We start from the raw sequence: 12,098 nt of genomic DNA, 5'->3' as shown, positions 1-12,098 counted from the left end.
AAGTGTCGTAGCGAAATGCTACGACCTTTTTTTTGATCCTGATACGTTTTCTGTTGGTCGCATATCCCACCAACCGAAATATATTACGCTTTCTTCTCAGTACCTGAGTGTTTCAAACTGTGGGATAAGATCTAACCTTTTTCTAATATGACTTTTTATGATGCAGATGGGTTATGATCAGAAATATTAAAACTTTCACCAAAAAAAAGTGTCTTATTGAAAGATATTAAGCCATAAATAAAATGTTAAAACTGATATGAGGATAGGAATTATCGCTCACTTAAAACACCCGATTATAGCCCCTTTTGCTGGTGGTTTGGAGGTGTTTACGTATGAAATTACCAGAAGATTAGTTGCTCGTGGGCATGATGTGATATTATTTGCAAGTTCAAATTCTGATGAAAATCTCCCTGTTGATCCAATATTGTCTGATGAAGGTTACGATCATAAAACCGGAATGCGGATTAAATTGAAGGATTTACCCTCCGAATACATTGCCGAACATCATGCCTATTTTGGATTAATGACCCGAATTGATGATTATAATTTGGATATTATTTTCAACAACAGCTTACATTATATTCCGATTACCATGGCGAATACCTTGCGCACGCCGATGCTGACAGTGTTACATACGCCGCCATTTTATGAACTTCAACTTGCCATTAAAGCAGAGCGAAAAAATCCTGTTATCCAGTATGTTACCGTATCTAATCAAAGCGCCATTAACTGGGATAAAATTGTTTCGAATTGCGAAGTAATAGAAAATGGAATTGACCTCAATCAGTGGAAGTCTGGCGGAGGAACTAGTAAACAACAGTATGCGGTTTGGTTCGGGAGAATTCATCCGGATAAAGGTCTGCATCTGGCCATTCAAGCTGCAAAAATTGCAGGTATCCCACTTAAAGTAGCCGGTGGAATTGCGGATCAGCGGTATTTTAACGAGAAAGTTTCTGAATTGCTTGATGAGAATGTTGAGTTATTGGGAATTCAGGATCAGAAATCATTAAACGCCTTGATTTGTGGTGCAAGTGTTTGTATTGTAAGCCCTTGCTGGCAGGAGCCTTTCGGTTTAGTGGTCGCAGAAGCTTTGAGTTGCGGTACGCCTGTAGCTGGTTTTAAAATGGGTGCCTTACCAGAAATAGTAGCGGAAGAGGCAGGGATTCTAGTAGATTTTCCTAACGTAGATGATCTGGCAGAAGCGATAAAAAGCTGTCTGAAATTAGATCGAAAAGTAGTTAGTGATTATGCAAGAGGAAGGTTTGACATCGAAAAAATGATGGATAAATATGAAGATATGTTATCCGAAGTTGCACAAAGAAAAACTCATAAAGATTTTTTAAAAATATGATGCCAGGCATTACAGAAGATTTATCAATTAAGAAAACCAACGAAGCTTCGATCAATCTGGTTTTACAAAAGATTGCCGAAAGAGCTGCTGTAACAGAGCATCATCCCAATGGACCAGTAGAAGAATTTAAATGGCTTCACGAATGTGGCGCTTTATCTATTGTTTTGCCTGGGCATCCGCTAGATTTTAATTTGCCTAAAACTCCTCAACTATTGCGCTTGCTAAAGGCCGTTGGAAAAGCAAATCTATCTGTAGGAAGGATTTTTGAAGGGCATGTTAACACACTCTATCTCATTCATCTATATGCTACCCCTGAACAACGGGGAAGATGGTATAAGGAAGTAGCGGATGAAGGACATTTATTTGGTGTTTGGAATACGCAGGCAGCTGATGGAATTTCACTTGTTGCTGATGGATCTGACTTTATCATTAAAGGAAGTAAGACATTCTGTTCTGGTGCCGAAATCGTTAACCGTGCTTTAATTTCTGGTGATATCGACCGTAATGGAGAAAAGGGGTGGCAATTATTAATCGTTAATATGGAAAATCTTCCACAAGAACGGATTGACAGGAAAAGCTGGAGGCCGCTAGGCATGAAAGCATCCGGCAGTTATAAAGTAGATTTTAGTGATTATACCATTAGCGAACAGGATTTATTGGCAAGGCCCGGAACCTATCTTACCCAACCTTATTTCAACGCTGGTGCTATTCGTTTTGCAGCCGTACATCTGGGTGGTGCTGAAGCCATTGTTGAGCATACGCTTTCTTACCTTAAGGATTTAAAACGAACAGCGGATCCTTTCCAACAGATGCGTATTTATAATATGATGAGTGCGTTAACAACCGGTGAACTCTGGCTTAACCGTGCAGGTAAGTATTACGATAAGTGGGTAGCAGCAGGTTCGCATGATGAGGCACTGATAGCGTTTGCAAATATGACCAGAACCGTAATTGAAGATATTTGTATAAAGATTATGGACGAAAGCAACCGTTGCGTTGGTGCCCGTGGATTGATGGAACCCTTTGAACTGGAACGTCTTTACCGTGATCTCACATTTTATTTACGTCAGCCAGCGCCAGATGCCACACGACTAAAGGCCGCTGAATTTTTTATAGAACACGATTTTACTTTTGATGATGACATTTGATAAGGCCGCTTTTAGGGCTTCTGCAATAAGTGTTGATGAAAAATTTCTCCATCCAATTAAGCAATGCCTGATACTGGCTCCACATCCTGACGATGAATCGCTGGGTTGTGGTGGATTAATAAGAACATTGGTGCAAAATGGTTGTGATGTGCGGATAATTCTCACTACCGATGGCAGTATGTCACATCCTCACTCAGTTACTTATCCGGCAGCAAGCCTTGCAGCTTTGCGTAAAGCTGAAATGATTACCGCAATGGAAATTCTAGGGTTAGGAGCAGAGAAGCTTTCTTGTTATGAAAGTGCAGATTCGGCTATGCCTGCCTTAGGAGAGGAGGGATTTGATCAACTATCTCAAAGGTTAAATAAAGATCTCGCTTCATTTCTTCCACAATTAATCTTGGTTCCGTATGAGCTTGATCCACATCGCGATCACCGGGCAACTTTCCAATTGCTTTTTGCTGCTTTGAAAAAGGTACCTGCTTATAAACCCGTTATTTGGGAGTATCCGATTTGGTTATACGAAAAGGCTATCCAGCGTGATTTGCCGCAATTAGAAAAAGGCGAACTGAAATATTTAGACATTACCGTGCATCTGAATCATAAACGTGCTGCTATTGATGCGCATCAATCACAAACAACCCGGCTGATCCATGACGATCCAAAGGGATTTATCTTAACGGAAGACGTAATCAGCAATTTTTTAATTGATAAAGAATATTTTATGGAGCGTAAAAAATCAAATCCAACCGAAACCCTTTCGAAAGAATATTTTGAAGCGCTTTATGGTGGAAATCCAGATCCGTGGTCGTTCGAAACAAGCGAATATGAAAAATCAAAGTATGAAGCCACAGTAGCGGCTATTCCAGATGGAGAATACGCACGAGCACTTGAAGTCGGTTGCTCTATTGGTGTGCTCACCAAGATGTTAAGCCGTAAATGCGACCACTTAATTTCAATGGATATTAGCGAAACGGCACTTGATAAAGCCAGAATTAGAATGGAAGGTGATACAAAAGTGAGTTTTATCCATGGCGGAATTCCAATAGATTATCCAAAGCAAAATTTTAATCTGATAGTGATGAGTGAAGTGGGCTATTACCTCTCAAAAGAAGATCTCCTGAAAGCCAGAACACTTATTTTAGATTCACTAGAAAGAGATGGCGTTTTGATCCTGGTACACTGGACACATTTTGTTGCTGACTATCCTTTAACCGGAGATGAGGTGCATGATTGCTTTGCAGATGCAGGTCTTTCGCATTTAAATGGGAATCGAACGAATGATTATCGTCTGGATGTCTATCAAAAACAAAGCTAATGCCTGCCAGGTTCAACATCGCTTTCTATGTACATCACCATGGTTCTGGTCATTTTACCAGGGTAGCACAAATTTTAAACAAATTAACAAGTTTCGAGGTTACGCTGCTCGGTAGTAATCTTCAGCCTTATGCTCATTTGTTACCAGAAAATATCGAGTTAATTCACCTTCCAATGGATATCCCTGCTGAGGAAGATCTCTATGCCCAGAATGGCAATACGGTTGATGTTTTACACTATGCGCCATTAAATATAAAGGGTGTAAACGATCGGGTGGCAATGATGACGGCTTTTTTTCAAAAGAAGCAACCACTCTTATTAATCGTAGATGTTTCGGTAGAGGTAACGTTACTTGCCAGGCTTGCAGGCGTGCCAACTATTGTAATGAGGCAACATGGCCTGCGGGAAGATTTACCTCATTTAATGGCTTATCAAAGTGCAGCGTTGTTAATAGCGCCATTTTCAAAATCTATTTCGCAAAAATCCGCCCAATGGATTATTGATAAGACCGAATATGTAGGTGGCTTTTCCAGGTTTTCTAAAGGACATAGCGAGGCTGAAAAGCATCATCATGTAGCCATTATTGTAGGGAGTGGGGGAACATCTATCGATGCTCAATTTGTAGAACATTTGGCTAATGCTTGTTCAGATTTTTATTTTCATGTAATTGGCAGGGTAAAGGGTGAGCATCACCCATTTCCAAATATTGAATATTGCGGACATTTAGATGAGCCAAAATCAATATTGGATTTATGTAGTGTGGTAATAGGCAATACCGGGCATAACACCGTAATGGAAATGGCCAGTCTTCAAAAACGTTTTATCGGTATCCCTGAAACTCGTCCTTTTGAAGAACAATTGGATAAGGCTAATGCAATATCTGCTCTTCCTGGCGTAAAAATTGTTAACCCTAAAGATTTTTTTACGACCAACTGGTCTGTGCTGCTGAATGAATTACAGGCACAACAAGCAACTTGGGAAGGAATGATTTCGAAAAGTGCAATAGATGATGCTGCCCTGGCGATTATCGCAGTTGGAGAAAGAATTTTCCAATAATTATTTTTTTAAAGTAGCCTTGATTTCAGCTTTTGTTGGTTTTCTTAAAAGATGAATAATTTGTTTATCCCATTCAATTAAACCCATTTGCGCAAAGGAGTTTAACCAACCTTCCATAGGCCATTTCTTCCACTTTTGAAAGAAGCGGTTTGCATTACCTACGATATCTTCCAGGTGATTAAGCGGGGGCGAAAAACTTTCATGGTATTGATGATATGCTTTTGCTGCTACACTTTGAAGGGCAACTTCCTGCTTTTCTGCAGAAAAAGCAAAGTCTGTATCTTCTGCGCCATAACCTTCATAACCTTCGTCAAAGCCTCTGATTTTGAGGTAAGTAGATTTTGAACATGCAAAGTTAAGCGACCAGAAGAGTGAATAGGGAATGGTTTCCAAGCCTGCCCTAATAGGATCTGGAGTACTCAGGTCTTCCATCTTGGATAGAAACTCTTTCTCACTTGTTGCGCCGGCGCGAAGATACCTAACTCGTCCACTCAGCAATGTTTCACCAGAAATATGCCTTTGATAATCTGCAATTAACGTCGCTGAAGGAATACAGTCAACATCCAGAAAGATCAGAAAATCTCCTTTTGCCTGCTTCGCTGCCAGATTCCGTGCTGCTGCAAGCGGTAAATGTGCAGATTGGTTAAGACTATAACAACGGATAGGAAAAGTATGTTTGGGCATTTCTCTTACAGGCTCGTTCATGAAAACAATCACCAACTCATCTGGCAACACCGTACTTTTTGCAAGCCCCTTAATTAAATTAGTTAAAGCAAGTTCCCGCCCGGCCACAATAGTTAAAACTGAACTCATATGCCGGTTTAAACTGCAATACTTTGTATTCCGGTTGATTTGCCTACCATTAAAGGTGACTGAACTGTTTGAGCAAATGATTTAGAAAAATATTGCCTCACCGAACTGATTACTTTCGAAATAGGCTCCATAATAATTTTTGCATGCTCCGTAGACAAAAGATGTTCCTCTATCTGTTCCCAAAAACTTTCGAAATACGGACTATTCTGCAAGGTGGTCTTTAAAGTTTGAACATCAATTGCAAGTGCGGTTGATACGGATTTTAATTCTGCTTGTAATGCCGGGCATAATGAAGTGCTGGCCCAAAGCTTTCGTAGCGAATTTTTAACATTCAGCTTAAAGATTAAGGTATCTAAAGATTCTACGAGTTGCTGCTCACCTTTTGTGCTCATATCCTGCCACTGCTTAAGCTGCACAGAGAAACCAAATTCTACGCGTCCGGTCAACCTGGAGGAGGTATAAATTTTTACATGTGGTGAATGCCTGATTTTAGCATCAATGCGCTTTAACCTTTTTCTAAACTCCTCATCTTCAAGATAAGGAATGGCTGGAAGCCGACCAGACCGATCGTAAATTTCACAGGTTACGGCCAAACTCGGGCCATAACATTGAAAATGACGTGGCCAGGGATTAGCTATGCAAGGGTCTAATACGGATTCCAGTCTGCTGGTAAATAAGCGATAAGTGACATCTCTTAAATGATGTAATTTAGATTGGATTGGCGTATCCCGAGGTAAAATTCTACCTCCAACTACGTCTGCTCCATTTTCCATCTCGTCTAAAATGTGATAAATCCATGTAGGATCTGCCTGGCTATCGCCATCTGTAGAAACAATAATCCCACGATCGCCAGCTACCTGTATTAGTCGCTGGTAAGCACTATCCATCAATAACCTCCTGGCAGTTCCAATATGCGCTGCATCACCTGCTAAAGTGATCTGAACGATGTGCAAGGCAAACTTTGGGTAAGCAACCTGATAAGCCTTGCAAATTTCAAAAGTTCGATCCGTACAGTTATTTGCTAATACCAAAACTTCAAAAACATTATAATCAATTTCGTTGCCTGCCGGATCACGTTGTAGTCTGATTGCATCAAGTGTTTCCCGAATACATTCGGATTCGTTTTTCACGGGAATAATAACAGATAAGCGTAATAAAGGATTTGGAGGGGTAGAAAAGAGAATTTTATTTTTGTCGAATAAGGGTACAATCATAGTGCTTAAATAGATGTTTGATAAGACAACACCATTATTTATCACAAAGTTTTATAATTCGACTCCATAAAAAATAGTAAAAACATCATATTGAAATTCAATGTGTTATACTATTTATATAGATACTTTATTTAGATATTTGAAGTGTGTTTTGAAATATTGAAAAGGTTAACGGCTTTCAATTTCTGCAACGATCTGATTAATTATTGGGGAATGAAGGGCGATTTTATGGCTTTCAGGATCTAGGTCACTCTCGAATAGTGGCACTTCTTCAATAAGTTCATCTAGAGGTAGTAATTGCCAGTCTTCACCCGGAGGTCTTAGTGCGGCAATGATATGACCCTGATGCGTAATTTCATAGTGTCCATCAGCTTCGGTAATGGTTAGTTCAGTGTTTTCACCATCAAGGGTAACAAAGAGGTTAAATGGTTCCATGGCTTCATAACAGGCTATCATTCAGAAAGGTTTTATTAAAGAACAAAATATAATTATTCGAGCATTTCGTTCACCTTTTTCAGCAGGTCAAAAATATCAAAGGGTTTAGTTACAATACCGTCGTGCTGGCATGGGATATCCGGAATTTGATGAAGCAAGGCTGCAGTCATTAATATTATTTTTGTTTCCGCCGTTTTTTTATTGGCCCGAAGCTCGTTGCAAAGTTCCCTTCCATCTGCCCCAGCAAGTAGAATATCCATGAGTATTAAATCTGGCTCAAAAATATCGAGCATTTCCGCTAAACCCTGCGGGCCTGTGAGTGCCCTCGTAGCGAATCCCTCTTCGGTAAAAACAGAAGAAATCATTTCGGCGTTAGATAAATTATCTTCTATGATCAGGATTTTTTTCACAGCGTAGCTAATATATGAAATTTACCGTCATTAAGTTGGCTTTCAGGTGTTAAAATACTGTTTTTCAATCTTTCAGGTATTTACAGGGCAATATGATCATCTAAAGCATTACCAAACGTATTCATAATGAATTAATTGAAGCCAGATTAGTTGCCTTGAATTGATCATCTGGGTTCAAAAACTGCCAAATTTTAATTGATTGGTGGATTTTACTCAAGAAAAATAATTTCCCTGTATGTCAGTAATTTAACGGTATGCATTTGCATAAGTGAATAATGCGTATAAATTTGCAAGATGACTGTGACCGTGCTGGCAATTTTGGAGACTGATTTTGTTCCTGCAAAACATTTAGCAAAAATCATGAATGATCGTTTGCAACGTGCAGCAAAGGAGCTGGCTGATGTGCATTTAAAAGCATTAACCGGAAAAGGTTTTTCAAAGGATGACCTGGTGGTTTACCTCAGTTATAACCCAAAATTCAAAATACGCTACCGTATTGTAAATGATGTTCCTGCTGATATAGAATATTTCGTGGCAGAATGCTGTGGTCGTTTGGGCTACATACTTTGGAGAACTAATTTAATTACCATAGATCAGTAAGCAGGAGCGCGTTATACTGAATCAACGAAGTAACCTCCCTCTTTAATAGCAAAATCAACATCTTAAAATTACTTCCTTTTTTGGTAGATAAATAGGTTAGCCTTTTTTTGCAAATGAAATCTACATCACCATTACATACCAGTTAAGATGTGGTCATTTGTTTTAACATTCTTTACCTATATTTGCGAGCATAATACATTTAAAGGCATCATTATTATATGAGTTTAGTGAAACCCGAATACAACTACGAGCTTGTTTCAGGACTTGAAATACATGTTCAGTTAAACACCAATACCAAAATCTTTTCTGCTGATAGCGCATCTTTCGGGGCTTTACCAAATCAAAATATTTCTACTGTATCGCTTGCTTTGCCAGGTGCACTGCCAAAACTAAATAAGGAGGTTGTTGCAAAGGCTATCCGGATTGGTTTAGCGCTTAATTGTACAATCAATCAGATGAATCACTTTGATAGGAAAAATTATTTCTACGCTGATTTACCAAAAGGATATCAAATCACACAAGATAATCAACCCATCTGCATCAACGGCTTTTTAGATGTGGAACTGCATGATGGGTCGACAAAAAGAATAGGAATTAATCGCATTCACCTGGAAGAAGATGCAGGAAAAAGTATTCACGATCAGGATGAAAATTATTCTTTAGTTGACCTGAATCGGGCTGGAGTACCTTTAATCGAGATTGTTACAGAACCAGATATCCGTAGTGCGGAAGAAGCTTCGGCCTTGTTAACTGAAATCAGGAAACTAGTTCGTCATTTAAATGTGAGCGATGGAAATATGGAAGAAGGCAGTTTGCGTTGCGATGCCAATATTTCTATCCGCGAAAATGGAACCACTGAATTTGGAACCCGTTGCGAAGTGAAAAATCTGAATTCCATGCGCAATGTACGCAGAGCAATGGAATTTGAATTTGGCCGCCAGGTTGAAGTGGTTAGCAATGGTGGTAAAATTATTCAAAGTACGCTGAATTTCGACGCTGATAAAGGCACTACATCACCAATGCGCACAAAGGAAGAGGCAAACGATTATCGTTATTTTTCTGATCCCGATTTGCAACCTATTTATATTTCTGATGATTGGCTAGCGGAGATTACATCGGCCATGCCGGCATTACCGGATGAGATTTCTAAGCAAATGGTTGCAGCGTTTGAAATTAGCAAAGCAGATGCAGCCTTATTTGCAGAAGATTTGAACTTACTTCAATATTTTAATCAGGCGCTACCACTGGTTAATACCCAAAAGACATTGATTAATTGGTTAATTGGCCCGATCAGAGCAGTTTTAAGCGACAGGAACATTGCAATTGCTGATTATAAGGTTACACCTGAACAGTTGGCTGCTACAATTAATTTAGTAGATCATAAGAAATTAACACAGCAGATTGCCATCCAGCAATTATTGCCTGCAGTAGAAGCGGATGAAAAATCGGATGTGGAAGAATTGGCCAAATCATTAAATTTGCTTATTACTGAAAATAGTGATGAATTGGGCGGCTTTATAGATGATGTATTAAATAAATATCCACAGCAGGTGGAAGCCTTTAAAAAAGGTAAAAAGGGCGTTTTAGGTTTATTTGTTGGCGAGGTGATGAAATTAGCCAAAGGTAAGGCGGACGCTAAAAAATTAAATGAATTGATATTAGAAAAACTTAAATAATGAGATTAAAAAATCTAAGCCTGATTGTGTTGATCGCAATCGCTTTCACCGCATGTAAACCGAAAGACAGTTTTAACATTGATGGAACGTTCAAAAATCCGGGGGCAGAGAAAAAGGTATTCCTTTTTGGGATGCAAAACAGCCAGATGGTTGCCATAGATTCTACTAATTTATCAGAAAAAGGAGAATTTAAATTTATAAGGAAAACGCCATCTGTAGATTTCTTTAGGGTTTCTGTAGGGAACCATGAATTTATGCTGATCGCCAAAAACGGAGATGACATCAAGCTGGAAGCAGATTTAGCAGATAAAACAATGGCCTATAAAATTTCTGGCGCCAATGAGGTTGAAAAACTATCAGAACTAAATACACTAAGAAACAATTTCGCTAAACAGGTAGAGAAATTACAAGCCGATTTCGAAGCTAAGGTGGCTACGCAGCCGCAAAACAGAGCCACTATTTTAGAGGAGATGAAGCCTCAATATGAATCTTATATTAATCAGTTAAATACTTCCATTTTAAAATTCGCAAAAGAAAACAAAGGTACTTTAGCAAGTTTTTATGCGATGAATACTTTAAGTCCACAAGAATTTGAAGCTGAACTGGTTGCTTTTGCTGACGAAATTAAAGATGAAATCAAAGGAAACACAACGGTTGATGCTTTTATTAAACAAATGGCTTCCTTAAAAACCGTTCAGGTAGGGCAGGTGGCTCCAGAATTTACCATCAACACTGCAGATGGAAAGCCTGTAAGTTTATCTGATTATAAAGGTAAATATGTATTGGTAGATTTTTGGGCTTCATGGTGTCAGCCTTGTCGCCAGGAGAACCCAAACGTGGTTAAAGTCTATAATAAATACAAAGCTAAAAATTTCGATATTCTAGGAATTTCTTTAGATACGGATAAGGCAGCGTGGTTAGGCGCTGTGAAAGCAGATGGTTTAATGTGGACTCACGTTTCTGAATTGAAAGATTTTAATGGGGAAACGGTTAAGAAATACCAGGTTCAGGCAATTCCAACTTCTTACTTAATTGATCCTGCCGGAAAAATTGCTGCAAAAAACCTTCGTGGCGACGAACTGGATGCGTTTTTAGGCAAGACGTTACGATAAAACAAATTCAATGTTAAACTAATTTTAGTCGTTAACAATTTCTTAACTTAGGGTTAACGGATAGTTGCATCAGAGACACTACTTTCGTAACAAATATTTAACTATGAATAACGCAGGTCAGAAAATATTAATTGTTGATGATGAGCCAGACATTCTGGAACTGATCGAATACAATTTGAAGAAAGAAGGCTATCAGGTTTTCACGGCTTCTAATGGTCAGGAAGGAATTACAGTAGCAAAAAAGGTTCATCCTGATTTGATTATTTTGGATATCATGATGCCCAAAATGGATGGAATTGAGGCTTGCAGGTTAATGAGAGCAATTCCGGAATTTAAAAATACTTTTATGGTGTTTTTAACTGCAAGGAGCGAGGAGTATTCAGAGATCGCTGGTTTTAATGTTGGCGCTGATGATTATATTGCAAAACCAATTAAGCCCCGCGCTTTAGTGAGTCGCATCAATGCAATTTTAAGACGTAATTCAGGTACCGAAGAGGTATCAGAAAATAAGTTAGAGATAGGTGATTTAGTGATCGATAGAGAAGCTTATCTAGTTTTTCAGGGCGGTAACAAGGTGGTATTGGCAAAGAAAGAATTTGAATTATTGTACTTGTTAGCATCAAAGCCCGGTAAGGTTTATACCCGGGAATCGATTCTTAAAAATATCTGGGAAGATTCTGTAGTGGTGACCAATAGAACAATTGATGTTCATATTCGTAAACTTAGAGAAAAATTAGGTGAAACTTACGTATCAACAGTTAAAGGCGTTGGTTATAAGTTTGAGCTTTCATAGAAAGTCCCGTACATATTTAAGCCGCAGATTCGCTGATTAATCAGAGGTCCTGCGGCTTTTTGATTTTATTTGTTCCCTAATTGCTTCGTTTCCTGGCGAGCTCATTGCGGCTTATACCATATCAAACACGAGCTGCCGTCAAATATTACCGATAAAATTAGCGCTTATTTTCGCCA

At 38.9% G+C, this 12,098-nt stretch carries 12 protein-coding genes; 8 read left to right on the top strand and 4 right to left on the bottom strand.

Annotation, left to right across the window (positions count from 1 at the left end; genetic code table 11):
- Positions 1 to 256 precede the first annotated feature (256 nt).
- The 4 genes from SOM16_RS08465 to SOM16_RS08450 are packed head-to-tail and all read left to right on the top strand — an operon-like array spanning position 257 to position 4,869.
- Positions 257 to 1,351 carry a glycosyltransferase gene (locus SOM16_RS08465; RefSeq protein ID WP_320463562.1) on the top strand — a complete coding sequence of 365 codons (1,095 nt, stop codon included), beginning with the start codon at positions 257 to 259 and terminating at the stop codon, positions 1,349 to 1,351.
- The gene (locus SOM16_RS08460) at positions 1,348 to 2,499 is read left to right on the top strand and encodes an acyl-CoA dehydrogenase family protein (protein ID WP_320463561.1); all 1,152 of its coding nucleotides are present in this window, start codon (positions 1,348 to 1,350) and stop codon (positions 2,497 to 2,499) included. Before SOM16_RS08465 ends, SOM16_RS08460 begins: the two co-directional genes overlap by 4 nt.
- Entirely contained in the window at positions 2,486 to 3,814 is a 1,329-nt protein-coding gene (locus SOM16_RS08455) for a bifunctional PIG-L family deacetylase/class I SAM-dependent methyltransferase (protein ID WP_320463560.1), read from the top strand. The genes SOM16_RS08460 and SOM16_RS08455 overlap by 14 nt, the downstream gene beginning before the upstream one ends.
- On the top strand, positions 3,814 to 4,869 hold the full coding sequence (locus SOM16_RS08450) for a glycosyltransferase (protein WP_320463559.1): 1,056 nt from the start codon (positions 3,814 to 3,816) through the stop codon (positions 4,867 to 4,869). Before SOM16_RS08455 ends, SOM16_RS08450 begins: the two co-directional genes overlap by 1 nt.
- Here the strand turns inward: SOM16_RS08450 and SOM16_RS08445 are convergent, their stop codons facing one another.
- The 4 genes from SOM16_RS08445 to SOM16_RS08430 form a co-directional block, all read right to left on the bottom strand.
- On the bottom strand, positions 4,870 to 5,682 hold the full coding sequence (locus SOM16_RS08445) for a galactosyltransferase-related protein (RefSeq protein WP_320463558.1): 813 nt from the start codon (positions 5,680 to 5,682) through the stop codon (positions 4,870 to 4,872).
- 8 nt (positions 5,683 to 5,690) lie between these two features.
- Positions 5,691 to 6,896, bottom strand: coding sequence for a glycosyltransferase (locus SOM16_RS08440; protein WP_320463557.1), 1,206 nt, complete (start codon positions 6,894 to 6,896; stop codon positions 5,691 to 5,693).
- A gap of 168 nt (positions 6,897 to 7,064) precedes the next feature.
- Positions 7,065 to 7,352, bottom strand: a complete 288-nt coding sequence (locus tag SOM16_RS08435; protein ID WP_320463556.1) for a hypothetical protein — start codon at positions 7,350 to 7,352, stop codon at positions 7,065 to 7,067.
- A 32-nt stretch (positions 7,353 to 7,384) separates the two neighbouring features.
- A complete protein-coding gene (locus SOM16_RS08430; protein ID WP_320463555.1) occupies positions 7,385 to 7,741 on the bottom strand; it encodes a response regulator in 357 nt (118 codons plus the stop codon).
- 294 nt (positions 7,742 to 8,035) lie between these two features.
- On the opposite strand from SOM16_RS08430, the gene SOM16_RS08425 reads away from it, so the two are divergent.
- The 4 genes from SOM16_RS08425 to SOM16_RS08410 all read left to right on the top strand — a co-directional run bounded on the left by SOM16_RS08425 (position 8,036) and on the right by SOM16_RS08410 (position 11,922).
- Entirely contained in the window at positions 8,036 to 8,341 is a 306-nt protein-coding gene (locus SOM16_RS08425; protein WP_320463554.1) for a hypothetical protein, read from the top strand.
- 218 nt (positions 8,342 to 8,559) lie between these two features.
- A complete protein-coding gene (gene gatB, locus SOM16_RS08420) occupies positions 8,560 to 10,017 on the top strand; it encodes an Asp-tRNA(Asn)/Glu-tRNA(Gln) amidotransferase subunit GatB (protein ID WP_320463553.1) in 1,458 nt (485 codons plus the stop codon).
- A complete protein-coding gene (locus tag SOM16_RS08415) occupies positions 10,017 to 11,129 on the top strand; it encodes a TlpA disulfide reductase family protein (RefSeq protein WP_320463552.1) in 1,113 nt (370 codons plus the stop codon). Before gatB ends, SOM16_RS08415 begins: the two co-directional genes overlap by 1 nt.
- Before the next feature lie 103 nt (positions 11,130 to 11,232).
- Positions 11,233 to 11,922, top strand: coding sequence for a response regulator transcription factor (locus SOM16_RS08410; RefSeq protein WP_056870373.1), 690 nt, complete (start codon positions 11,233 to 11,235; stop codon positions 11,920 to 11,922).
- Positions 11,923 to 12,098: the final 176 nt, after the last annotated feature.

Source organism: Pedobacter sp. CFBP9032 (assembly GCF_034045265.1).
Taxonomy (GTDB): Bacteria; Bacteroidota; Bacteroidia; order Sphingobacteriales; family Sphingobacteriaceae; genus Pedobacter.
Note: the sequence above shows the minus strand (reverse complement) of the source record. Positions and strands in the feature narration are given on the sequence as shown.

Coding starts and splice junctions, on each gene's coding strand:
- SOM16_RS08465 (WP_320463562.1), top strand. CDS start 257: ATGAGGATAGGAATTATCGCTCACTTAAAACACCCGATTATAGCCCCT.
- SOM16_RS08460 (WP_320463561.1), top strand. CDS start 1,348: ATGATGCCAGGCATTACAGAAGATTTATCAATTAAGAAAACCAACGAA.
- SOM16_RS08455 (WP_320463560.1), top strand. CDS start 2,486: ATGATGACATTTGATAAGGCCGCTTTTAGGGCTTCTGCAATAAGTGTT.
- SOM16_RS08450 (WP_320463559.1), top strand. CDS start 3,814: ATGCCTGCCAGGTTCAACATCGCTTTCTATGTACATCACCATGGTTCT.
- SOM16_RS08445 (WP_320463558.1), bottom strand. CDS start 5,682: ATGAGTTCAGTTTTAACTATTGTGGCCGGGCGGGAACTTGCTTTAACT.
- SOM16_RS08440 (WP_320463557.1), bottom strand. CDS start 6,896: ATGATTGTACCCTTATTCGACAAAAATAAAATTCTCTTTTCTACCCCT.
- SOM16_RS08435 (WP_320463556.1), bottom strand. CDS start 7,352: ATGATAGCCTGTTATGAAGCCATGGAACCATTTAACCTCTTTGTTACC.
- SOM16_RS08425 (WP_320463554.1), top strand. CDS start 8,036: ATGACTGTGACCGTGCTGGCAATTTTGGAGACTGATTTTGTTCCTGCA.
- gatB (WP_320463553.1), top strand. CDS start 8,560: ATGAGTTTAGTGAAACCCGAATACAACTACGAGCTTGTTTCAGGACTT.
- SOM16_RS08415 (WP_320463552.1), top strand. CDS start 10,017: ATGAGATTAAAAAATCTAAGCCTGATTGTGTTGATCGCAATCGCTTTC.
- SOM16_RS08410 (WP_056870373.1), top strand. CDS start 11,233: ATGAATAACGCAGGTCAGAAAATATTAATTGTTGATGATGAGCCAGAC.